Below are 23,194 nucleotides of genomic sequence, written 5' to 3'. Positions count from 1 at the left end.
CTTGCTCGGTCACCGGAAACGCTTCCCTTCACCATGGATCAACCCATGCGTTCGCACTGCTCGCACGCCGCCGGGCGACGTCTACACCCGGCGTATCGGGAAAATCCTGCGTGACGGTACCGCAAATATCTCATTTAGTTCATGGCATAGCCAATTCACAGGTTTCACTTCACGGCGAAGTGGGTAAAGGGGACTCTTCGGTCAGCTGCGCAGGTCACGCGGCGGTCAGGGCAGCATGGCACGCGCACGCTGCGGTAGCGCCCTTTTCACATTTGCGGGCAGCACCTACTCGGCGGCAGGACGAATACCGGTAGCGGAGGCCGCGAGGGCGACCTCCGCTACCGGAACAAGACCGGGAGGGTTACCAGGCAGTAGCTCCGGTGGACACCGGCTCCTGCTGCGCCACCGAGGGGTCCTGCACGCGCGTATTGCCCGATTCGATCCATTCGGTGTCGAGCACACCATGGCGCGAGCGGTCGGCGCCGCGAATGGCGCGCTCACACCGGCGCGCCAGATCACGCCGGTCGGTACCGGCGTGCTCACGCGGTTCCAGCACGATCTCGACGGTCATGCCTTTACTGCGCAGCACCCGCTTCGCCGAATCGGCGAAGGTGTCGTCACCGACGAAACCCGGGACAGTGCACGGCATTCCGTCGCGGTCGAGGTAGCGCAACCGCACCGGCTGCACCGGGGTGCCGGTGTCGACGGCGGCCTGGAACATGGCCGGGCGCAGCGAACCGTAGGCCCGGCCGCACCACGTGGTGCCCTCGGGGAACACCACGATCCGGTTGCCCGCACTCAGCCGTTGCGCGACTTGCCCGACCACACCCGGCAATTCGCGCAACCGGGCGCGCTCGATCGGGATCACGCGGGTGAGCTGGGCCAGCTTGCCGAGCAGCGGCCACTCGACCATGTCGGCACGTGCCACGAAACTCACCGGTTGTACGGCGGCCAGCGCGACCACGTCGGCCCAGCCGATGTGCCCGGCCACCACCATCATCGGCGTGCCCGGATCGGCGAACCCGGCCGCCGAGGCGTCGGCTCCGCGGTTGTCGATGACGCGCAGCCGCATCCCCAAGCAACGCAACGCCGCTCGGGCGTACCGGCGTTGCATGTCCTCGCGGCGCGCCTTCGGGGTGGCGACCGTGAGGATCGGGAAACCGAGCACCAGCCCGGCCACCCCGGCCAATCTGGTCAGCATTCTGGCGGTACCGACCTCGTCGATCGGTTCGATACAGCCGGAACCACAGGGGCTCGACGGCATCCACGAGTGCGAGTGGGGGGCGGGCGGCGCGTCGAACACCATGGCGGTTACTTCCCGTCGAAATTGGCGGCCGCGCTCTGCAGCCGCTCCAGGTACCGGGTGTTGATGGTTTCCATACCGAGCAGCGCGACGAAGTCGGCGACCGCGAAATCGGGGTCGTGCGCCGGTTCGCCGCAGATCTCGGCACCCAGGCGCAGGTAGCCGCGTAACAGCGGCGGTAGCTTCGGGCGGCTCGGCGGGGTCAACTGGTCGAGGGACAGTCCGTCGACGACGACCGGGTTGTACGGCTCCACATAGCGTTCCGGGTCGCAGGAGTGGCGGCCCAGCAGCATGTCGCGCACCCCGCGCACGTTCACCCCGGCGGGGTCCTGCGGGCTGTCCTGCATCGGCACCGACACACAGCCCATCACCCAGTCGTAACCGGTGAGCTGGATGTAGTGCAGGATGCCCGCCCACATGAGGGTGAGCACCGAGCCGTTGCGGTGGTCGGGCACCACGCACGCCCGGCCCATCTCCACGATGCGGTGGCCCTCGGGATCGAGGCGGGTGAGGTCGAATTCGGTGGCGGTGTAGTACCCGCCCGCCGCGATCACCTTGTCCGGCGGCAACATCCGGTAGCAACCGACGAACTGTTCGGTGAACTCGTCACGCACGAGCAGGTGGTCGCAGTGCTCGTCGAACCGATCGGCGTCGAGACCGGTACCGTTGTCGGGCATCTGGAAACCGGGTTCGGCGGCGAAGACCTGGAAGCGCAGGCGCTGCGCGGCTTCCCGATGCTCGGCGTCGGAGGCGACGACGAGCGAGTAGCGAGACTTCCCCACCCCGGAGTCCGGCGCCGGCGCGGTCAACACGGACGAAATTGTCATGCACTTGATGAAGCCAGCCCGACTTGGCATCGGGGCGACGCGTCAGTGTCGTGTCGATGCCCGTTCGGTGAACGAGACACCCGTCACACCGGGCGTTCACCGACCCGCTGCCCATCGTTCGCCCACCTGCGGGTTTCTGGCCGAACACGGTGGATTTCGCGTGAGATCCGGAATGCGGGCACGCAGTACGTGGCTTGCGGAACGCGAACGGCCCGCCGGTTTCCCGGCGGGCCGTTCGGCGGTCGGATCAGGCCGCGACGCGATCCTTCTTGTCCTCACCGGAGGCGGGCGCGGGGAGCTCACGCACCTCGGCCTCAGCGAAACCGGGGCGGGCCGTACCGGCGAAGGCGACCAGCCAGGACGCCACCGCGGCGAAGCGGTTGCGGAAGCCGACTAGATACATCAGGTGCACGGCCAGCCACATCGCCCAGGCGATGGTGCCGCGGAAGGTGATGCGCTCGTTGAGCTTCACCACGGCGCTGAACCGGCTGATCACCGCCATGCTGCCCTTGTCCCAGTAGACGAACGGCGTGCCTGCGTCCTTCTTGCCGCGAATGATGTCGGCGGCGTGACGACCCTCCTGCATGGCCACCGGCGACTGGCCGGGGTAGCCGTTGAGCGAGGTCATGTCGCCGATGGCGTAGATGTCGGCGTGCCCACCGACGGTCAGGTCGGGGTTGATCAGGATGCGGCCCGCGCGGTCGGTCTCGGCACCGGTGGCCTCGGCCAGCAGCGTCGCGAAGCCACCGGCCTGCACACCCGCCGACCACACGACGGTCTCGGCGGCGATACCGCGCTCGATGCCCTCCTTGTCGCGGACGGTCACCTTGCCCTCGGCGATGTCGGTGACGAAGGTGCCGAGCAGCACCTGCACGCCGCTACCCTCGAGCGAACGCTTGGCGTACTCCGAGAGGCCGCCGCCGAACGGCGGGAGCACCGCGTCGGCGCCCTCCACCAGGGTGACCGAAACCTTCTGGTGGAAGTGCCTCTTCGCGAGTTCCTTGATCTGGCCCGCCACCTCGACGCCGGTCGCGCCCGCACCGACGACCACGAAGCTGAGCAGCTTGCGCTTGGTCGCCTCGTCGGCGTGCTCGGCCTTGGCAAAGACGGTGGCGATCTGGTCGCGCAGCCGTTCGGCGTCGTCGATGGTCTTGAGCGAGAAGGTCTTGTCGGCGAAGTCGTCGCGGCCGAAGTAGCTCTGGCTGGCGCCGGTGGCCGCGATGAGCGAGCCGTAGCGGATCTGGCGGGTGCCCTCGGCGGTCTCGTAGGTGAGCACGGCGGCGTCGGCGTCGATGCCGGTGACCTTGCCCAGGCGGACTTCGGCCTCGGGGTGGCGGCGCAGTACGTTCTTGATCGGCGGGGCGATCTCGTCGGAGTCGAGTACGCCGGTCGCCACCTGGTACAGCAGCGGCTGGAACAGGTGCTCCGGGGTGCTCGAGATCAACACGAAGTTGATTCGCGACTTGGCCAGCTGCTTGGCTGCGGCAAGTCCGCCGAAGCCCGAGCCGACGATGACGACATCGGTGTGTTCCATGATCGCGCGCTCTCCAAGATCGGTAATGAATCCTTTCCTATGAGTAAACGCGATGCGGAACGCAAACGTTTCCCCCGCGTGGGCGCATAATGAAGATGACTCTTATCTGCATAACTAATATATGGGAGGTCAGCAGGTGGAACTACGTCAACTTTCGTACTTCGTGGCGGTGTGCGAGGAGCTCAGTTTCAGCCGCGCGGCCGGCCGCTGCTTCATCTCCCAGTCGGCCATCAGCCACCAGATCGCGCGCCTGGAACGCGACCTCGGCGCCCAGCTTTTCGAACGGACGACCCGGGCCGTGGTGCCCACGGAAGCGACGCTGCGGCTGCTCCCGCTGGCCAAGCAGATGCTGAGTCTCGAGTCGGCGATCCGGGCGGCCGTGCGCACCACCGGTCCGCGAATTCGGTTGGCCGCCAACATGTCTTTCGCGGCGCCGTCGCTGTCCGCGATCGCCACCGCGCGGGCCGCGCACCCCGATGCCGAGATCGAGTACGTCATCAAACCGTTCCGTCAGCGGATCACCGCCGTCGCCGACGGTGACTGTGATCTGGCGTTGATCCGCGGGAGCGTGGAGCAGCCCGGTCTGGCCGTGGAACAGCTGTGGGTGGAGGACCTCGTGATCGCCATCTCGAGCAGTCACCCGCTCGCCGAGCGCGGTGCCGTCACCCTGGCCGAACTCAGCCCCTACCCCCTGCTGCTCCCCCCGGAACAAGAACAGGTGTTGTTGCACACACTCATCCGCTCGGCCTTCGCCGACCTCCCCACCGGGCCCACCTTCGGCCCTCCGATCCCTCCCGACCACACAGCGACCATGGAGCTACTCAACCGGCCCGAGTCCTGGACGATCCTCTACGAAGGACCAACCAAGGGCCTGCTCACCCTCGACCTCACCGACCACCGGCTGCGCATTCCGGTGTCGGCGGTGCTGCGTGAGGACGCTCGGGAGAATCCGATCGTCAAGACGCTGCTGGATGCGTTGCATCACTGAGGGGGTAGGTGACGTGCCGGGTAGTCGATCGGTCTCGCCGGATACGCCTGGGCGGTCGGTCCTGTCGCGGCGTCGCACCTCCGCTGCCATCGGGGAGCCGACGTCCGCGCAGCCGTGCTGGGCCGCAATTACCACTGATTGGTAAGCATCCTTGCGGTAGGGGATCCAGCGACTCCTGGCGGTAGCGGATCCAGTGGCCGAGAGGTCAACAGACTGTCCCGCGACAGGGTGATCGTCCGGGCGGGAGTTCCGCCAAGGCGTGGGCGACCGAGGTGTGTAGATCGCGCATTTCCGGGTCGTCGTCCTCGACTGCCCAGGTGAGTTCCTCCACGGTGCGGACCAGGGCCCAGCCGCGGGCGCGTTCGGGGTCCACGTCCAGTGCCGTTGCCGTGGCCGCTGTTACCGTGTCGGCGTGCTCGGAGGTCGGGTTGGACTGGACCTGGATCATCAGCAGGAAACCCGCGTCGAAGGACGCTTCGCCCACGCACGGTTTCGGGTCGATCAGGAGCCACGGTTCGCGTTCGGCGGCAACGATATTGCCTAGGTGGGTGTCGCGGTTGACGATCAACAGTGGACCGTCCGGCTCGCTCAGTGTGTCGCACCAGCGCGCCGCCAGCGTCCGTAGAGACGGTGAGATGTGTTGCGCCACAGCCGGGTCGGTGAGCCGGGTGCGGAGGCCGTCTATGAGGTCGGTCGCGGCGGGGAAGACCGGAAAGCCGTCGGGGACGGCGGGCGCTGGTCGTCGCAGCCTGCGATACAGCTCGCATGCGGTCTTCACCTTCGGCGCGTTCTCCGGTCGTCCTTCGAGGCTCGGGAAGCCGGGTTGGGTGAGCAATTCTGTTCCAGGGAAGGCCCATTCGAGCAACATCGCACCGCTGCCGGGGTCGAATTCGAGCAGCCGGACCGCACCGTCACCGTCGTAGGCGTACAAGGCGGTCGCCTCGGCGACGTTCTCCTCGTCGACCATCGGCACCTTCAGTATCGCCTGCCCGCCGTCCTCGCGCCGGACACCGGCCACGTAGGCGTGCGTTCCGCCGCCGAACGGTGCGGTGAACTCACTGAGCCCCCACCTCGCGGCCAGCCCGGCCACGACATCCGGCAACTCGTCGATCCACCGCGCACCGGCCGCACCGAACACCGCACGGACCGTCTCCTCGACCGCCGACGGCAACTCCACAGGCAATCCACCCGGCACCATCAGCCCACCCTGCCGACGCGCACTCCGGCCGTCAATCGAATTCATCCACCCTCGACAGACCACCGCCGAACCTGACAGCCTTCCGAACATGACGGATCCGCTCACCCCCGACTTCCCATCCGGCTACGAAGTCTCCACCGACGCCTCCCGCCTCGACGCAGCACGCGTCCACACCTGGCTGTCCACCGACTCGTACTGGGCGAAAGGCAGAACGCGGGAGAAGCAGGACAGCGCGATGGCCGGTTCTCTCAATTTCGGTGTCTACGACAATGTTTCGGGCGAGCAGGTGGCCTACGCCCGAGTCGTCACCGACCGCGCCACCTTCGCCTGGCTCTGCGACGTGTACGTCGACCGCTCGGTGCGTGGCAAGGGCCTCGGCACCGCCCTGGCGACCGCCGTCCGCGACCACCTCGCCCCCTACGGCCTGCGCCGCATCATGCTCGCCACCCACGACGCCCACGGCGTGTACGAGAAACTCGGCTTCGAGCCATTGAGCAACCCGGAGCACTGGATGGCCCTCGGCGCCCAGTGAGGTCAGAATTGCAGCGCGGACCAAGGGATCTCGATCGGAAAGGGATACGAAATCGAGATCGGTTCGCCGCCACCGTTCACCCACTGCTCGACCAGCCGGTAGTCGACCGGATACAACGGGCGCACCCCGTCCGGCAGATGAGAATGTCCGGTATCGAGCCCATACGCAGCGACGACCGCGATCTCACCCACCTCCGGCTCCAAGGTGACTTCCCAATAGCTCGGCCAGCTCCTCCCATGTCATGCGTTCAGGCAGGTCGGGGCGCTGCGTTTCGGCTAAGGACATGTCGAAACAGTAGCGCTGAACGCCGAACGGCCCGGCTCTCCTCGAGAAGAAGCCGGGCCGTTCGGTTACGACGCGAAGCGAATCAGCCCTTGTGGGACTTGACGGCGTCGGTCAGCTGCGGGGCGACGTTGAACAGGTCGCCCACGATGCCGTAGTCGGCGATCTCGAAGATGGGAGCCTCTTCGTCCTTGTTGACCGCGACGATGGTCTTCGAGGTCTGCATGCCCGCGCGGTGCTGGATGGCACCGGAGATGCCGAGGGCGATGTAGAGCTGCGGGGAGACCGTCTTACCGGTCTGACCCACCTGGAACTGGCCCGGGTAGTAGCCCGAGTCGACGGCGGCACGCGAGGCACCGACGGCGGCACCGAGCGAGTCGGCCAGCGCCTCGACGACCGAGAAGTTGTCGGCGGAACCGACACCGCGACCACCGGAGACGACGATGCTCGCCTCGGTGAGCTCCGGACGGTCACCGGCGACGACCGGCTCACGGGAGACGACCTTGACGACGCCCTCTTCCTGGGCGGGCACGGCCACGGCGACCTGCTCACCGGCGCCGGCCTGCGGGGCGGCCTCGATGGAGCCGGGGCGCACCGAGATCACCGGCACGTCGCCGGTGGCCTTGGCGTCGACGGTGAACGCGCCACCGAAGATGGAGTGCACGGCCGAACCGTCACCGTTGACGCCGATGACGTCGACGAGCAGACCGGAGCCGATGCGCGCGGCGAGGCGGCCCGACACCTCCTTGCCCTCGGCGGTGGCGGCGACGATCACGGCGGCGGGGGCGGCGGACTCGACCAGCGAGGCGAGCACGTCGACCTTCGGGGTGACCAGGAAGCTCTCGATCTCGTCGGACTCGGCGACGTAGATCTTCTCGGCGCCCGCGGCGGCCAGGGCGGCGGCCAGCTTGTCGGCGGTGCCGGGGGCACCGGTGACGACGGCGGCCGGGGTGCCCAGGGCGCGTGCGGCGGTGAGCAGTTCGGTGCTGACCTTCTTGACGGCACCGTCGGCGTGCTCGACGAGCACAAGTACTTCAGCCATTGTTCTTTCTCCTAGGGAAGTTCTCGGACGGTCCGGATCAGATGATCTTCTGGCCGATGAGGTAGGTGGCGATCTGCTTGCCGCCCTCGCCCTCGTCCGCGATCTTCTCGCCCGCGGTGCGAGCGGGCTTCGGGGTGGCGGCGGTGACCGCGGTGCCCGCGTTGGCAACACCGACGGTCGACGGGTCGATGCCCAGGTCGGCGAGGGTGAAGACCTGAACTTCCTTCTTCTTCGCGGCCATGATGCCCTTGAAGGACGGGAAGCGCGGCTCGTTGATCTTCTCGTTCACCGAGACGATCGCGGGCAGGGTGGCCTCGAGCTTGAACACACCCTCGTCGGTCTCGCGCTCGCCGGTGATCTTGTCGCCGTCGACGGTGAGCTTGCGCAGGTGGGTGAGCTGCGGGATGCCGAGGTACTCGGCGATGATCGCCGGGACCGCACCCGCGCGGCCGTCGGTGGACTCGTTGCCCGCGATGACCAGCTCGACGCCCTCGACCTGGCCGAGCGCACCGGCGAGCACCCAGGCGGTCTGCACCGCGTCGGAGCCGTGGATGGCCGGGTCGTTGATGTGGATGGCCTTGTCGGCACCCATGGACAGCGCCTTGCGGATGGCCTCGGTGGCGCGATCCGGACCGGCGGCCAGCACGGTGACCTCGCCGCCCTGGGCCTCCTTGATCAGCAGCGCTTCCTCGACGGCGCGCTCGTTGATCTCGTCGAGGACGGCGTCGGCGGCCTCACGGTCGAGGGTGTAGTCACCATCGGTCAGCTTGCGCTCGGACCAGGTGTCGGGGACCTGCTTGATGAGTACGACGATGTTCGGCATCGGTCTTCGTCGACCTCCTTCTGGGTTACACGTGAGTGGTGGGCCGCACGAGCTGGGCCGTACGTCCGTGTGGGTGCTCAGAGGGGAACAGTACCCTACGCTAAGTTACCGGTGGGTAACCTACTTGCGCAACAGGTCCCTGGCTCCGGAGCGGACCATCGGTACCAGTAACGTCGAGGCCATGAGCGAGGCTGTGATCCCTGCCGCACCGGTGGACGCAACACATGACCCACTGCCGCTGACCGGTGAGCGGACGGTGCCGGGTATCGCCGAGGAGAACTACTGGTTCCGTCGGCACGAGATCGCCTACGCCCGGCTGCTGGCGCACTGCACCGGCAAGACCGTGCTCGAGGCGGGCTCGGGCGAGGGCTACGGCGCGGACATGATCGCCGGGGTCGCCCAGCGGGTGATCGGCGTGGACTACGACGAGGGCGCCGTCGCGCACGTACGCGCGCGCTACCCGCGCGTGGAGATGATCCAGGGCAACCTCGCCGACCTCCCGCTCGACGACGAATCGGTCGATGTGGTGGTGAACTTCCAGGTCATCGAGCATCTGTGGGACCAGGCGCAGTTCCTGCGCGAATGCCTGCGCGTGCTGCGCCCGGGCGGTCGGCTGCTGATCAGCACCCCGAATCGCATCACCTTCTCCCCCGGTCGCGACACCCCGCTCAACCCGTTCCACACGCGCGAACTCAACGCGGCCGAGCTCACCGAACTGCTGGTCGAGGCCGGTTTCACGGTGTCGGCGATGCTCGGCGTGCACCACGGCGACACCCTGAAGGCGTTGGACGCCAAGCACGGTGGGTCGTTCATCGACGCCCAGATCGAGCGCGCCCTCGCCGGTGAGCCGTGGCCCGCCGACCTCACCGCCGACGTCGCGGCCGTCACCATCGACGATTTCGACCTGCGTGAAGGCGATATCGATGCCAGCCTCGACCTGGTCGCGATCGCCGAGAAGGCAAGGCGTTGACCGACTCTCGCACCGTGCCGGGCCAGTTCACGCTCGTCCTGCACTCACACCTACCCTGGCTCGCCCATCACGGGCGCTGGCCGGTGGGTGAGGAATGGCTGTACCAGTCCTGGGCCGCGTCCTACCTTCCCTTGGTCCGGGTGCTGAAGAACCTTGCCGCCGAAGGACGTTCACACCTGCTGAGCCTGGGGATCACCCCGGTGCTCGCCGCCCAGCTCGACGACCCGCACTGCCTGGCGGGCATGCATCACTGGCTCGGCAACTGGCAGTTGCGTGCCGACGAAGCATCCATGGCGGGCAATGTGGCGCTCGGCAGGCACGAACATCGGCTCGCCGCAACCGCTCTCGCCGATTTCGAGCAGGACTGGCGCCACGGCAGCGCGCCGGTCTGGCGTTCGCTGATCGACGCCGACGCCATCGAACTGCTCGGCGGTCCGCTCGCGCACCCCTTCCAGCCGCTGCTCGACCCGCGCCTGCGTCAGTACCAGCTCACCGAGGGACTGGCCGACGCGCGGTTGCGCTGGGGCACCACCCCCACCGGGATCTGGGCGCCGGAGTGCGGTTACACGCCGGGCATGGAACTCGGTTACGACGCCGCCGGTGTGACGCATTTCATGGTCGACGGCCCGTCGCTGCGCGGCGACACCAGCCTCGGCAGGCCGGTGCGCGACGCCGACGTGGTCGCCTTCGGTCGTGATCTGCAGGTGAGTTACCGCGTGTGGTCGCCCAAACAGGGTTATCCGGGGCAGAGCGCGTATCGCGATTTCCACCACTACGACCACGCGACGGGACTCAAGCCGTCGCGGGTCACCGGCAAAACGGTGGCCGGTCCTGACAAGGCCCCTTACGATCCCGAACTCGCCGCCGAAGCCGTCACCCGCGATGTCGCCGACTTCGTCGAGACCGTGCGCGCGCGACTGATCGAGGAGTCCGATCGGATCGGCAGGCCCGCGCTCGTGGTCGCCGCGTTCGACACCGAACTGTTCGGCCACTGGTGGCACGAGGGACCGCAGTGGCTAGAGCAGGTGCTGCGCGCGCTGCCCGAAGCCGGGGTCACCGTCGGCACGCTCGCCGATGCCCGGGCGAACGGGTTCGTCGGTGAACCCGTGCAGCTCAACGACTCGTCATGGGGTTCCGGCAAGGACTGGCGGGTGTGGGCGGGCGATCAGGTGGCCGACCTCGTCGAGCTCAATACCGACGTGGTTCGGCTGGCCCTGGACACCCTCGACAAGGTGCGCCGCGACGGTGCGCTGCGCGATCCGGTGGCCGATCAATTGCTGCGCGAAGCCATCCTCACGGTGTCCAGCGACTGGGCGTTCATGGTCAGCAAGGACTCCGCCGCGGGCTACGCGCGCGACCGCGCCCACGAACACGCACACGCAGTGCGGGAACTGGCCGAGGCGATCGGTGCCGGTCAGTTCGCCAAAGCGACCCGTCTCGCGGCAGGATGGAGCGCGGCCGACGGACTCTTCCCAGGTCTGGACGCACGGCGGTTGCCGACCGCCGTCCCGTCGGTCGCCGAAGGATCGTCATGAAGATTTTGATGGTGTCGTGGGAGTACCCGCCGGTCGTGGTCGGTGGGCTCGGTCGGCATGTGCATCACCTTGCCGTCGAACTGGCCGCGGCCGGGCACGAAGTGGTCGTGCTCGCCCGCCGCCCCACCGGCACCGATTCACTCACGCACCCGACCCACTCCTATATCGCCGACGGTGTGCTCGTCGTCGCGGTCGCCGAGGACCCGCCGTGCTTCGACTTCGGCGAGGACATGCTCGCCTGGACGCTGGCCATGGGACACGCGATGGTGCGCGCCGGCGTCGCCCTCGGCAAACCCGGCGTCGGTGACGGCTGGACACCCGATGTGGTGCACGCCCACGACTGGCTCGTCGCCCACCCGGCGATCGCGCTGGCCGAGTTCTACGACGTGCCGCTGGTGTCGACCATTCACGCCACCGAGGCCGGGCGCCACAGCGGCTGGGTGTCGGGGCGGGTGAACCGGCAGGTGCACTCCGTGGAGTGGTGGCTCGCCAACGAATCCGATCAGCTCATCACCTGTTCGACATCCATGCAGGACGAAGTGGAGCGGCTCTACGGACCCGAACTTCCCCCGATCACGGTGATCCGCAACGGCATCGACGTCACGTCGTGGACGTTCCGGCCGCGCGCACCCCGCTCCGGGCCGCCCCGGCTGCTGTATGTGGGCAGGCTCGAGTACGAGAAGGGTGTGCAGGACGCGATCGCCGCGCTGCCGCGCATCCGCCGCGCGCACCCGGGCACCACGCTCACCGTCGCCGGTGTCGGCACCCAGTTCGACTGGCTGCGGGAACGTGCGAGGGTGCACCGGGTGGCACGCGCGGTGAACTTCGTCGGCAATCTCGGCCACACCGAGCTGCTCGGCTGGTTGCACGGCGCCGACGCGATCGTCCTGCCCAGCCGCTACGAACCGTTCGGCATCGTCGCCCTGGAAGCGGCCGCCGCGGGCGTGCCCCTGATCGCCTCCACCGCAGGCGGACTCGGCGAAGCGGTGATCGACGGCGTCACCGGCGCCTCCTTCGCCCCCGCCGACATCGACGGCCTGGTCGACGCCACCCGCGCCGTCCTCGACGACCCGCTCACCGCCCAGGACCGCGCCTACACCGCCCGCGAACGCCTCACCGCCGACTTCGCCTGGGACGTGGTTGCCGCCGAAACCACCCAGGTCTACACCACGGCCAAGCGCCGGGTCCGCACACCTCTCGGCCGGCCCACCATTCCCGAACGCCCTCTTCCGGAACGGGATCCGAAGTAGGCATCTCAGTGAACTAGCCACGTGACGCGCGGTGTCCAACAAAAATAGGGTATGTGCCAAAGAAGCGCGACAGACGAAAATCGAAGCAACCACCAACTGCAGTCACCGCCCGGCAAGTGTTGCTTCGCCATGACATGGCGGTGTACGAGAACTATGAACGGTGCACACGCCGCATCTTCCAGATGCTCCAGAGGACGCAACTGCTGTTCCCCGGCAAGCCACGCCATCTTTGGATCTCAGTACAGGGCCACCGCAACGATGCTGGTGGATTTGACCACGATGCACACGAGGTGATTCGCAATTTTGCGCTTGAGCTAATGCTTCCGTATCTCTCCAAGGTAAGCACCCCGTTGATACAAGCAAGCAACTCTGGCCGTCAATGCAATGATGTGCCGGAGCTATACGAAATAACTTACCCTGACAACGGATTTTGGTACGATATTGAGCAACTCCCCCTGCGCCCTCGCGAATACATTCCGCCCGAACGCAAAAGTCCACCATCTGCCCAGAGAATCGCCGAATATCTGGGAACCGATATTTCCTGCCTGATCTGCTGGGGCATTCCAGCTGAGCGTGCGCATGTTGTACCCGCTTCGTTGGGCGGGTCAACGGATGTCCGGAATTTCGCCCTGCTCTGCCCCGACCATCATTCCCAAGCACCAGATATCGCTGATGCCGAGGCGTTTTGGGCCTGGGTTGATTATGCGGAGATGCGCGATTCGGGTAGTAAGTGGAGGACCGCACCCGACGATGTCAGGGAATGGGTGCGGTCCGTCGGTGGAAGAGACTCACCCCGCGAACGTCAAGAACTGGAATTCCTAGCCGCAGTCCGATTCGAGCTTGAGCACCTCTATCGCTGGGCGCCTCAAGATTTTTCAGAATTCTCCTGGGACCTACAGCTCGAGTATCATCGAGTACTGGAAGTAGCCACCGGCGTTCATTTCGGCGTGAAGAAGAAACCTTCGACACACGCATGGGCTTACCATATTGCGAAATTGCGCTTGAAGTCACGTGGCCGCCATGACCCCGATCACCCATGGAGCGGGCTGGATCACTGCTGAGAGACAGCAACGCCGGGCGAACTGCACATAGCATTCGACTCCGTGCCGAGCGGTCGCAACAATAACCATGAAACGGGCCAGAATTGCTGCTAGTGCTCCGCGCTACGCCGGGTGGATCCCACCCCCGTGGTATCGGGTGGCCGCGTTCCAGAAAAAGAAGCCGTCGATGCCGGCGGCGCGGGTGGCGTCGATCTGGGCTTTGACTTCGGCGTCGCCATAGCTCACGCCGAGGGAGAAGTCCTGGAGCCACGGGATGACGCCTGCGTTGGTGCCCTTGGTCTGGGTGATGAAGTCCTGGAGGGAGCGGTAGACGATGTCGTAGGGCTGGGCGTTGGGGTTGGCGACGCCGTATTCGCCGGGGTTCCAGTGGGAGGGGTAGATCATCGGGGCGACGAAGTCGACGTGGCGGGCGATGAGGGGGATGTCCTGGGCGATCTGGTCGGGGCGGGTGGAGGCGATGCCGTAGACGGCGGCGCTCTGGTGGGCACCCGCGCTGTTCACCGGGTGCCTGCTCTCGGCGAGGAAGGCCGCGATCGCCACCGACGGCGTGTCGGTGAGGCCGGTGAAGGTCATGCTCGTGAGGCTGCCGTCGGGGCGGCGCACGTAGTCGTACATGATGCCGTCGAACCCGAGCCGCGCGCCTTCCACGGCCAGGTCGATGTTGTAGCGGCGCACGTCGGGATGGGCGAAATTGGTGAAGGCGATCGGCCCGTAATGGCTGGAATACGGCTGGCCGGAGGGGTTCTGGACCACCCAGTCGTGGCGTCCGCTGTGCCACGCCCACGACGCGAGAGTCGGGTCACGGAACGCGACGATGCGCCCGACCACCTGCACACCCATGTCGTGCAACTGCCGAAGCGCGGCGGGCGCGTCGTAGATCGTCGTGGCGGCGCCGGACTCACGGGCGAGCGGCACCTGCGAGTCGTAGCCCACGACTCCGTCCTCGTCCTTGATGTCGAGCTGCACGGTATCGATGCGTCCCTGGCGTGCCAGGTCGAGGACCGATTCACGCAGCCCGTCGTGCGACCAGGCGTGCGCGGTGACGTGCACCGCCCGCATCCTCGGCAGGGTCCGCGCGGTGACGACGGTGCTGCTGGCCGCGTTGCCCTCGTCGTCGGCCGCGACCACTTCGAAGGCGGGCGCCCACGGCACCGCGAACTCGAAGGAACCGTCTTCGGCGGGTGTCACCGATTCCGCGCCGATGGATACCCGCACGGCGTCGACGGCGGTGCCGCGCACCACCACCGGTGACCGGTAGGACTTCACCGGTTCGGCGGGGTTCACGGTCAGGGTCGGTGGTGTGGTGTCGGCGAGCGGCACCACGGCCGATCTACTCAAGGCGAATCCGGCCACGAGAGCGACGACGACAATCGCGAGACCGACTCCGACCACGGTGCTCGTCCACCGCCACCGGACGGCCGAACGGAATGAGAACCCCAACGCCAACACCGCCTTCCAATACTGTTGACACGCCAACTATTTCGCGGTTCCGACACGGATGTGGCGGGTATCGGTAGATCAACTGTAAACCGAGGCCGCCGCGTAATATCGCATTGATGACAGGTGGTTCTCCTGCTCTTTCGCGACTTCTGCCGATCCTCGCGCTGACCACCGCACTCGCGGCGTGTACGGACACGAGCACCGAGGCGGCCTCGGTCGATCCACCCGCCGCCCACAGCACCACGGCGGCACCGCCTGACCCGGCCAAAGTCGGCGCCAACGAGCTCGGTCTCGTGCCGGTGTTGATGTATCACCAGATTTCGGCGAACCCGGCGGGCGAATACGACCAGACCCCAGCCGAATTCCGCGACGAACTCGAACGCCTCTACCGCGAGGGCTACCGCCCGGTGACCGCCGCCGACTACGTGTCCGGCCGCCTCGACCTCCCCGCGGGCACCCACCCGGTGATCCTCACCTTCGACGATTCGACCACCAGTCAGCTCGCCTTCACCGACTCCGGCGCCGTGGCTCCCGACAGCGCGGCGGGCATCCTCGCCGAATTCGGCGCCCGCTACCCGGATTTCCGGCCGGTCGCCACCTTCTACGTGAACAACGAACCGTTCCAGGGCGATCCGCGTGCCTTGCCCTGGCTGGCGGCCAACGGCCACGAGATCGGCGCCCACACGGCCACGCACCCCAATCTGTCGACGCTGGATGACAACAGCGTGCAACGCGAGTTCGCCGAGAACGTGCGCGCGGTGACGGCCGCCGCGCCGGGCACCACCGTGCGGACGATGGCGCTACCCCTCGGCATCCACCCCGACAACCGATCCCTGACCACAGCGGGCAGCTGGGACGGCACCACCTACACCTTCGACGCCGTGATGCTCGTCGGCTCGAATCCGGCCCCGGCGCCCTACGCCGGGCTCGATCCGGCCGGTGTACCACGCATCCGTTCCGGCCGCGGTGCAGTGCCCTTCGACTCGGCCCATTGGCTCGATCACCTCGCCGCCAACCCCGGCCAGCGCTACACCGCCGACGGCGACCCCACGCGCGTCTCGTTCCCCCGCGCTCTCGCGGGCGAGCTGAACCCCCGCTTCACCGCGCAGGCGAACCCGTACTGAGCTACGCGTCCGGGGTGAAGGTGAAGATCTCGCCGAGACGGGTGGCGACGACGACCTGACCCTCGGGCCCGATCGACGTGCCGGTGGTGGTCCCGGTGGCGTTCGGCAGCGGATCGGAGTCGATCGTGGTGCCGGTGGCGGTGTCGAAGGTGATGAGGTTCAGGCCCGCGCCGATGGCGGCGACCGTGTAGCCGATCTCGCCCGAGGTCAGGGCCGGGGTGCCGCGCTGGGCCAGGTCCTTGCGTTCCCAGGCGCGGTCGGCGCGGTCGCCGTGATCGCGAATGGCGGCCAGGTAGCCGTCGTCGCCGGACGGGAGGATCAGGTCGTCGACCAGGGCGATGCGGCCGCGCGGGGTCCAGCCGAGCGCGTGGGTCCAGCGGGTGCTGCCGTCCTCGGTGTTCACCGCGATCAAGCGGCCACTGTTGTCACCGACGTACACGGTGGCGCCGTCGGCCGACAGGGCCGGGCTGGTCGCGCTGCCCTCGGTGAGCATGTCGGCGCTCCACAGCTGCGTCACGGTGCCGTCGGCGTAGGACATCGCCCGCAGCGAGGCCATCGGCTTGCCCGGTTCCCAGACGGTGACGAAGAACCGGCCGGTCTCGGGGTCGACGGCGGTGGTGTTGGCGACCGCGCAGCGCGGGCCGCCGATCTGGCAGTCGTCGAGGCCGTCGCCGGAGGCTGGACGGGTCAGGCCGGGGTACTTCAGGAAGTCGGGTTCGCCGAGCAGCTGCAGGGTGGGCACCTCGCGTTCGCCGGTCTGGCGGCTGAGCACGTCGACCTGGCCGGACTGGGTCACCGTGAGCACGCGGCCGTCACCGGTGAACTGGATCGCCACCGGCACCCCGGCCACGGGGGTGCGCCAGCGCGGCTGACCGAGGTAGTTGAACGAATTCACCGCGCCGTCGTCGCCGACGTAGACGTTGTTGATGCCGTCGACCACGGTGGGCGCCTCGATCGTCGACGGGCCGAGTGGGTTGCAGAAGCGTTTGCGCCCTGTCTGCATCTGATAGGAGAACACCGCGCAGTTGCCGGTGCTGGTGGTGACGAACAACTGACCCTCGCCGCCGATCGTCACGGGCTGGGCGATCGGCCCACCCACCGGCCGCGACCAGCTCAACGTCATCGCCGACGCACCGCTCACCGGGCTCGCGGCGCTGTTGCGGCCGTCGTGATGGGCTGCGGGCCAACCCTTTCCGGAGCCGACGGTGATGTCGTCCACATCGGTGCCGCAACCGGCCAGCGCCACCACACCGGCGGCAGCGAGCGAGGCGGCGACGCGAGTCCGAGTTCGCACCTGCTGATCTCCTGGGTAATCGGGCCGAGGATCGGGGTATGGCACGGTAAGTGTGCCCTGCGAAAGTACTCTGTGTACCCGATGACCGAATCCCCGGGGCTCACCCGGTGGACGCCGTCGAGGTCGGAAGAGGGAGAGTAGTTCGTGACGAGCATGTGGGGCGCACCGCTGAGCGCGCGCTGGCGTGGATCACGCCGCCGCGATCCGCAGCAGGCGCGTTTTCTGACCAGGGATTCGTTGCGCTGGGTGCTCGCCAATCGCGCCTACACCCCCTGGTACCTGGTGCGTTATTACCGCCTGCTCAAATTCCGGCTCACCAATCCGCACATCGTGCTGCGCGGAATGGTATTTCTCGGGCGGAATGTGGAAATCCACGCCACCCCTGAATTGGCGCGCATGGAAATCGGGCGCTGGGTGCATATCGGCGACGGCAACGCCATCCGCTGCCACGAGGGTTCGCTGCGGATCGGCGACAAGGTCGTGTTCGGCAAGGACAACGTGGTCAACACCTACCTCGACATCGAGATCGGTGAGTCGACGCTGGTCGCCGACTGGTGCTACATCTGCGACTTCGACCACAAGATGGACGACATCACCCTGCCCATCAAGGACCAGGGCATCGTGAAGAGCCCCGTGCGGATCGGCCCCGACACCTGGATCGCCGCGAAGGTGACCGTGCTGCGCGACACCCGGGTGGGCCGCGGCTGTGTACTCGGCGCGCACGCGGTGGTGCGCGGCGACGTTCCCGACTACAGCATCGCCGTCGGGGCGCCCGCCAAGGTTGTGAAGAACCGCAAGGTGGCCTGGGACGCCGGCGCCGCCGAACGAGAGGCCTACCTGGCGGCGCTGGCCGATATCGAACGGAAGAAGAACGCGGGCGCACAAGCCTGAACGACACTCCGCCGACAGGCCCGTTCCTGTCGGTGGCGGTCGGTACGGTCGCGACGTGGACAGTTATGCGGCGCTGCTGCGCGGGATCATGCCGACCAATCCGAACATGCGCAACGACAAGCTGCGCGGGGTGTTCGAAGGGCTCGGCTTCGAGGGCGTCGCGACGGTGCTGAGCAGCGGCAACGTGGTGTTCCGCACCGACGACGCCCGCGACGATCTCGAGGACCGCATCCAGCAGGCGCTCGCGACCGAACTCGGTATCCCCGGCGGCACCATCGTGCGCAGCCACCCCGAACTGCGTGCGCTGCTCGATCGCGACCCGTTCGAGGGTCTCATTCACGAACGCGGTTCCTATCTCACCGTCACCTTCTTCAAACACACCATGCGCGAAGCCGATACGTCAGCCTTCGCCGACGACCCGCTCACCCGCGTCATCGGCTACGACCCCGCCGCACGCGCGTTCCTCACCGTGATCGACAACAGCACCGGCAAGACACCAGATTTCATGGCCCGGCTGGAGAAGACCTACGGCAAGGACATCACCACCCGCACCTGGCTCACTGTGCAGCGCGTGGTGAAGAAGATGGAAGCTTGAACTCGGGCGTCAGGAAACCTGAGCGGCCTGTGCGGTGCAGAGGAAAACTGTTGCGTTGCGGCCTATTCGCGTGACGACCAAGGTGAAGGGCTGATGGCCGCGCAGTTTGAGCTTCTTACGCAAGGCATCCGGGTCGATGTCGACGCCTCGGACCAGGATCTCGAGGGCACCGCAGTCGCGGCGGGCCAGTTCCTGACGGAGGGTCTTCTCACGCAGATCGAAGCGGTCTTCGATGCGGAAGCCGCGCATGCGGGGAGGCACGGTGTCACCCGTGAGGTAGGCGATGTGTGGGTCGAGTTGCCACAGAGCGTGTTTCGCGGCGTAGTGACGAACCAGGCCCGCGCGGACGACGGCTCCGTCGGGGTCGATGATCCACTCGCCGGGCGCGCGTTCGGGGATGTCATCTGGGTCGGCATCGGTGAGAGTTGTTGCGCCACCACGGGAATCGAGGACAGTGGCGCGCCGGGTGATGCCGGGTTCGGTGAGGCCGGGCGACCAGAGGCACGCTTCGCGGACGGCACCGTCGAGGGAGACGATCTCGATCTCCCCGTCCCACCCGAGGCGGTCGAAATCCAGGCCCGGCGCGGACTTCACGGCGATGTCACGACCCGCGTAGGCGGCGAGCAGATCGGGCAGCGGGGGCTGGAGTTTGGCCGGATCGTAGGTTCGGCGGCCGTCGGCGCGGCGGGCCGGGTCGGCGATGATCACGGAGTCGCGGGTGGTGGGGGTCAGCGCATCGGCCTTGGCCAGCAAGATGTTTCGGGTCGCAGAGGCCGCCGCAGTGCCGCCGACAGCCTGTCGCCCGTCTCCCACACCGGAACCCGTTCCGGCCGCAGCTCCCGAACACGACGGCGTGATCGCGCCGGAGAACCCGGCCGACAGCGGCGCGACACCGAGATTGTGGGCGGCCATCGCCAGTCGCACGTCATCGAGATCGCTCCCGACAACCGCCGGGCACACCGCCGCGAGTTCGGCCAGCTCGGCACCGATCGAGCACGTCACGTCGTGCACGGCACGACCGGCCAACCGCGCGGCCCGATGCCGGGCGACGAGTGCGGGGGTGGCTTGTTGCAGCGCGTCGTCGGTGAACAGCCACTCCCCCGCCGCGGGCAGCTTCGTGAGAGCCTTGCGCCGCAATCGCACGGTCTCGATCAAGGCGGCACCGTGCTCGGGAAACGAGCGACGCACCTGCTCGATATCGCGCAGGTGCGTCGCCGCCGTCAGCTCCAGCCGGTCGACCTCGGCGAGCGCGGCACGTCCCGCCGCGCTGCCGAGGAAGGCGACATCGTCGCGGCCGAAGCGGTATCCCACCTACTTCTGCGCCGCGCCCGGCTTCACGCCGGTGATCATCGCGTTGTAGAAGAACTCGCGCGGAACCACCTTGCGCAGCACGTTCTCGTCGAGCCAGCTCAGGCCGAGCCAGGCACGGTACTGGGCCATGCGGTACCCGACGGTCAGCTTCTCGTCGGGGACGGCCGCCTCGAAGGTACGCACTGGCCAGCCCCACAGGGCGGCGGCGAATTCCTCGGTGGTGGCCTTCACGTCGACGGCACCGGCCGACTTCGCCATCTTCTCCAGGTCGCTGGGGTCGAAGGTGTGCAGGTCGACGACGGCCTCGAGCGCGGCGGCGCGCGACGACTCGTCCAGCTCGGTCTGCGGGCGACGCCACCCGGACAGGAACGGCAGCTTGGTGATCTCGGTGGTCACCTTCCAGGTCACCTGGCCGAGCTTGCGGGCGTAGAAGTTGCCGACGGTGGTCGGTTCACCGGCGAACACGAAACGCCCGCCCGGCTTGAGCACGCGCAGGCATTCCTTCAGCGCCAGCTCCACATCCGGGATGTGGTGCAGCACCGCGTGCCCGCACACCAGGTCGAAGGTGTCGTCCTCGTAGGGGATGGTCTCGGCGTCGGCGACGCGGCCGTCCACGTCCAGGCCGAGGTGCTCGGCGTTGCGCAGCGCCACCTTCACCATGCCCGGCGAGAGGTCGGTGACCGAACCGGTCTTGGCCACCCCACCCTGCATCAGGTTGAGCAGGAAGAACCCCGTGCCGCAGCCGAGTTCGAGCGCCCGCTCGTACGGCAGCGGGGCGGGGCCGACCGCCAGGTCGAACCGGCCGCGGGCATATTCGATACAGCGCTCGTCGTAGGAGATCGACCACTTGTCGTCGTAGGTCTCGGCTTCCCAGTCGTGGTACAGAACCTGGGCGAGCTTGGTGTCCTTCAGCGCTGCTTCGACCTCGGCCTCGGTGGCGTGCGGGTTCGGCGCCGGATCATCGGGGTGAACCGTCATAACACGCAAGAGTAATAGGAGACCCTCAGCACGCAATCGCCGGTCTTGTTTCGCGCCATTCCTGCTGGTCGACTGACCGGTCCAGAGTCAGCGTCCGGTGAAAACGGCGCTGTTCGGGCCGTCGGCGGCGAAGGATCGGGTGCCGGTTCGGGTGTCGTCGGTGTCGAAGAGGGCCGACCACTCGGTGACGGCCGTGGAGTGGGCGTGCGGGCCCGCTTCGAAGACGGCTTTGGCGGCGGCGAGGGCGCGGGGGGCGGCGGTGACGAACTGGTCGGCCCAGCGGCGGGCGGCGGTGAGGACGTCGTCCGGGGGGACCACTTCGTCGACCAGGCCCAGAGTCGCGGCTTCCTCGGCGTCGACGAAACGGCCGGTGTAGACGAGGTCCTTGGCGCGGCTCTGGCCGATCAGCAGCGAGAGCCTGCGGATGCCGGACAGCGGGATCAGGCCCGCCTTGATCTGAGGGAAACCCAGCTTCACGTTGTCGCCGACGATGCGGTGGTCGGCGCCGAGCGCCAGCTCGAGGCCCGCACCGAGGCAGTAACCGGCGATGGCGGCCACGGTCGGCTGTGGCACGCGGGTGAGGCAGCCGAGGGCGGCCTGCAGGTCGGCGGCCATGGCGGCGGCCTGGCCGGAGTCGAGCTCGGCGAGTTCACGCATCTCGTCGCCCGCGCTGAACACCCGCTCGTCGCCGTAGACGATCAGGGCGGCCACCCCCGGATGGTCGGCGACCGTCCGCGCGGCCGCCGCGACCTCGCGGGCCAGCTGGGCGTCGACGAGGTTCAGCGGCGGACGATCGATGCGCAGTAGCGCGACGCCGCGAGCGGAGGGCTCGGCGGGCAGCTCGAGGGTGACGAATTCGGCCATGGCGCCAAACCTACCGGCCGCGCAGGGCGCCCACGTCCGGGAGCTGGTCGAAATACCGTTCGTTGTCGGGGAAGTCCGACAGCGGGCGACCGTCGGCGCCCGGGGCGTACCTGGGCATGATCGGGGTGATGGCCCGGTCGGCCGCCAGCACGGCGGTGGTGTCGGCGAATTCGCACAGGGCGTCGAGCTGCGACCAGGTGGGCGGCATCAGCACGTGTTCGCCCGCACGCCAGCTCTCGAGCGCGTCACGCGGTGTCTGCCAGCGCACGTGCGCCGCCTCGGAGGTCGCACCGTCGGCGATCTGCCCCTCCGGCAGCACCGCGACGAAGAACCGGGTGTCGTAGCGGCGCGGTTCGGCCTCGGGCGTGATCCAGTTCGACCACGGCCGCAGCAGATCGGCGCGCAGCACCAGCCCCTCGGCTTGCAGGAATCCCGCGAGGGAGATCTCGCGGTGCTCCAGCCTGCCGCGCGCCTCCCGGTAGACCGTCGAATCGCACACCACGGTGTCGGCGGTCGGGCCGGCAAGCAGCACACCGCACTCCTCGAACGTCTCGCGTACCGCCGCAGCGACCAGCGCCTGCGCGGACTGCTCGTCGGTGCCGAAACGCTGCGCCCACCAGGCGGGTTCAGGTCCGGTCCAGGCGATGTCGGCGGTGCCGTCGGCCGGATCCACCCCACCGCCCGGGAACACGGTGACCCCCGCCGCGAACGCCATCCCGCTCACTCGCTGCTGCAGGAAAACCTCGATGCCGCTCGCGCCGTCGCGCACCAGCATCACCGTCGACGCATCTCGCGCCCGCACCACGGACTCGCTCATAGCCGTTCCTCTCCACGACCAGCACCATTGCCGATCGACACGCGTCAGACGCCGACCACACCGCACGGCCGGTCCCCGATCCTTACGCACCCTAACCGTTGCTTGGTCCGTGATGCGACCGACCGGTCCACCCACCGGTCCACCCCGAGCAACCGACACGAAGCCACCCTCACCACCGGGCCCACCCCCAACAACAGCCCAACCCCCCGGTGCGCCACCTACCAGGCTCCTCAGCCCCCGGCACCACTCGAGTCCGCCACCCACCGGTCTCCCAGCCCACAAGGCACCACCCGAGTCCGTCGCCTGCCGGTCTCCCAGCCAGAGCGGCACCACCTGAGTCCGTCGCCTGCCGGTCTCCCAGCCAGAGCGGCACCACCTGAGTCCGTCGCCTGCCGGTCTCCCAGCCAGAGCGGCACCACCTGACTCCGCCGCCTGCCGCACTCCCAGCCAGAGCGGCACCACCTGACTCCGCCGCCTGCCGCACTCCCAGCCAGAGCGGCACCACCTGACTCCGCCGCCTGCCGCACTCCCAGCC

At 67.9% G+C, this 23,194-nt stretch carries 22 protein-coding genes; 9 read left to right on the top strand and 13 right to left on the bottom strand.

The annotated features are described in order from the left end of the window. Positions 1–361: 361 nt before the first annotated feature. The 3 genes from AB0F86_RS00110 to AB0F86_RS00100 all read right to left on the bottom strand — a co-directional run bounded on the left by AB0F86_RS00110 (position 362) and on the right by AB0F86_RS00100 (position 3,664). Positions 362–1,306, bottom strand: coding sequence for a lysophospholipid acyltransferase family protein (locus AB0F86_RS00110; RefSeq protein ID WP_357171612.1), 945 nt, complete (start codon positions 1,304–1,306; stop codon positions 362–364). A gap of 5 nt (positions 1,307–1,311) precedes the next feature. Further along, positions 1,312–2,130: a GNAT family N-acyltransferase gene (locus AB0F86_RS00105; protein WP_067636974.1), complete on the bottom strand. Its 819-nt coding sequence runs from the start codon at positions 2,128–2,130 to the stop codon at positions 1,312–1,314. A gap of 247 nt (positions 2,131–2,377) precedes the next feature. Then, positions 2,378–3,664 (bottom strand): NAD(P)/FAD-dependent oxidoreductase, encoded by a 1,287-nt coding sequence (locus AB0F86_RS00100; RefSeq protein WP_356986423.1) that lies wholly within the window; start codon positions 3,662–3,664, stop codon positions 2,378–2,380. A 136-nt stretch (positions 3,665–3,800) separates the two neighbouring features. Here AB0F86_RS00100 and AB0F86_RS00095 point away from each other — a divergent pair, with 136 nt between their 5' ends. Continuing rightward, positions 3,801–4,652 carry a LysR family transcriptional regulator gene (locus AB0F86_RS00095; protein ID WP_356986458.1) on the top strand — a complete coding sequence of 284 codons (852 nt, stop codon included), beginning with the start codon at positions 3,801–3,803 and terminating at the stop codon, positions 4,650–4,652. A gap of 205 nt (positions 4,653–4,857) precedes the next feature. On the opposite strand, the gene AB0F86_RS00090 is transcribed toward AB0F86_RS00095, so the two are convergent. Continuing rightward, positions 4,858–5,895, bottom strand: coding sequence for an aminoglycoside phosphotransferase family protein (locus AB0F86_RS00090; RefSeq protein WP_356986425.1), 1,038 nt, complete (start codon positions 5,893–5,895; stop codon positions 4,858–4,860). 43 nt (positions 5,896–5,938) lie between these two features. On the opposite strand from AB0F86_RS00090, the gene AB0F86_RS00085 reads away from it, so the two are divergent. Then, a complete protein-coding gene (locus AB0F86_RS00085) occupies positions 5,939–6,382 on the top strand; it encodes a GNAT family N-acetyltransferase (protein WP_356986427.1) in 444 nt (147 codons plus the stop codon). A 2-nt stretch (positions 6,383–6,384) separates the two neighbouring features. Here AB0F86_RS00085 and AB0F86_RS00080 read toward each other — a convergent pair whose 3' ends face one another. The 3 genes from AB0F86_RS00080 to AB0F86_RS00070 all read right to left on the bottom strand — a co-directional run bounded on the left by AB0F86_RS00080 (position 6,385) and on the right by AB0F86_RS00070 (position 8,529). Continuing rightward, positions 6,385–6,573: a hypothetical protein gene (locus AB0F86_RS00080; protein WP_356986428.1), complete on the bottom strand. Its 189-nt coding sequence runs from the start codon at positions 6,571–6,573 to the stop codon at positions 6,385–6,387. 176 nt (positions 6,574–6,749) lie between these two features. Beyond that, positions 6,750–7,706: an electron transfer flavoprotein subunit alpha/FixB family protein gene (locus tag AB0F86_RS00075; protein ID WP_181698486.1), complete on the bottom strand. Its 957-nt coding sequence runs from the start codon at positions 7,704–7,706 to the stop codon at positions 6,750–6,752. 37 nt (positions 7,707–7,743) lie between these two features. Further along, positions 7,744–8,529: an electron transfer flavoprotein subunit beta/FixA family protein gene (locus AB0F86_RS00070; RefSeq protein ID WP_181698485.1), complete on the bottom strand. Its 786-nt coding sequence runs from the start codon at positions 8,527–8,529 to the stop codon at positions 7,744–7,746. Positions 8,530–8,710: 181 nt separating this feature from the next. On the opposite strand from AB0F86_RS00070, the gene AB0F86_RS00065 reads away from it, so the two are divergent. From AB0F86_RS00065 to AB0F86_RS00050, 4 genes are read left to right on the top strand one after another with little or no spacing between them, the layout of a single operon-like run. Next, positions 8,711–9,499, top strand: a complete 789-nt coding sequence (locus AB0F86_RS00065; RefSeq protein ID WP_356986430.1) for a class I SAM-dependent methyltransferase — start codon at positions 8,711–8,713, stop codon at positions 9,497–9,499. Then, positions 9,496–11,034, top strand: a complete 1,539-nt coding sequence (locus AB0F86_RS00060; protein WP_356986432.1) for a glycoside hydrolase family 57 protein — start codon at positions 9,496–9,498, stop codon at positions 11,032–11,034. Before AB0F86_RS00065 ends, AB0F86_RS00060 begins: the two co-directional genes overlap by 4 nt. Continuing rightward, positions 11,031–12,284 (top strand): glycosyltransferase family 4 protein, encoded by a 1,254-nt coding sequence (locus AB0F86_RS00055; protein WP_181698482.1) that lies wholly within the window; start codon positions 11,031–11,033, stop codon positions 12,282–12,284. Before AB0F86_RS00060 ends, AB0F86_RS00055 begins: the two co-directional genes overlap by 4 nt. 53 nt (positions 12,285–12,337) lie before the next feature. Next, entirely contained in the window at positions 12,338–13,345 is a 1,008-nt protein-coding gene (locus AB0F86_RS00050) for an HNH endonuclease signature motif containing protein (RefSeq protein WP_356986434.1), read from the top strand. A gap of 102 nt (positions 13,346–13,447) precedes the next feature. Here the strand turns inward: AB0F86_RS00050 and AB0F86_RS00045 are convergent, their stop codons facing one another. Beyond that, positions 13,448–14,683, bottom strand: a complete 1,236-nt coding sequence (locus tag AB0F86_RS00045; protein WP_356986435.1) for a putative glycoside hydrolase — start codon at positions 14,681–14,683, stop codon at positions 13,448–13,450. Between the two features lie 218 nt (positions 14,684–14,901). Here AB0F86_RS00045 and AB0F86_RS00040 point away from each other — a divergent pair, with 218 nt between their 5' ends. Next, positions 14,902–15,909, top strand: a complete 1,008-nt coding sequence (locus AB0F86_RS00040; protein ID WP_356986437.1) for a polysaccharide deacetylase family protein — start codon at positions 14,902–14,904, stop codon at positions 15,907–15,909. A 1-nt stretch (position 15,910) separates the two neighbouring features. Here the strand turns inward: AB0F86_RS00040 and AB0F86_RS00035 are convergent, their stop codons facing one another. Then, complete coding sequence (locus AB0F86_RS00035; RefSeq protein WP_181698479.1) at positions 15,911–17,203, bottom strand: PQQ-binding-like beta-propeller repeat protein; 1,293 nt, start codon at positions 17,201–17,203, stop codon at positions 15,911–15,913. 153 nt (positions 17,204–17,356) lie between these two features. Here AB0F86_RS00035 and AB0F86_RS00030 point away from each other — a divergent pair, with 153 nt between their 5' ends. Further along, entirely contained in the window at positions 17,357–18,094 is a 738-nt protein-coding gene (locus tag AB0F86_RS00030) for an acyltransferase (protein WP_181698536.1), read from the top strand. A gap of 55 nt (positions 18,095–18,149) precedes the next feature. After that, entirely contained in the window at positions 18,150–18,689 is a 540-nt protein-coding gene (locus tag AB0F86_RS00025; RefSeq protein WP_356986439.1) for a DUF1697 domain-containing protein, read from the top strand. 9 nt (positions 18,690–18,698) lie between these two features. Here the strand turns inward: AB0F86_RS00025 and AB0F86_RS00020 are convergent, their stop codons facing one another. The 4 genes from AB0F86_RS00020 to AB0F86_RS00005 form a co-directional block, all read right to left on the bottom strand. Continuing rightward, on the bottom strand, positions 18,699–20,000 hold the full coding sequence (locus tag AB0F86_RS00020; protein ID WP_356986440.1) for a class I SAM-dependent methyltransferase: 1,302 nt from the start codon (positions 19,998–20,000) through the stop codon (positions 18,699–18,701). Further along, a complete protein-coding gene (locus AB0F86_RS00015; protein WP_356986441.1) occupies positions 20,001–20,978 on the bottom strand; it encodes a methyltransferase domain-containing protein in 978 nt (325 codons plus the stop codon). It abuts the gene before it with no gap. 87 nt (positions 20,979–21,065) lie between these two features. Next, positions 21,066–21,842, bottom strand: a complete 777-nt coding sequence (locus tag AB0F86_RS00010) for an enoyl-CoA hydratase-related protein (RefSeq protein ID WP_181698475.1) — start codon at positions 21,840–21,842, stop codon at positions 21,066–21,068. A gap of 10 nt (positions 21,843–21,852) precedes the next feature. Next, positions 21,853–22,659 (bottom strand): NUDIX hydrolase, encoded by an 807-nt coding sequence (locus AB0F86_RS00005; RefSeq protein WP_356986443.1) that lies wholly within the window; start codon positions 22,657–22,659, stop codon positions 21,853–21,855. Between the last annotated feature and the right edge of the window lie 535 nt (positions 22,660–23,194).

It is taken from the genome of Nocardia sp. NPDC023733 (genome assembly GCF_040639775.1).
GTDB lineage: Bacteria > Actinomycetota > Actinomycetes > Mycobacteriales > Mycobacteriaceae > Nocardia > Nocardia rosealba.
This window is presented reverse-complemented; position numbering and strand designations above follow the sequence as displayed.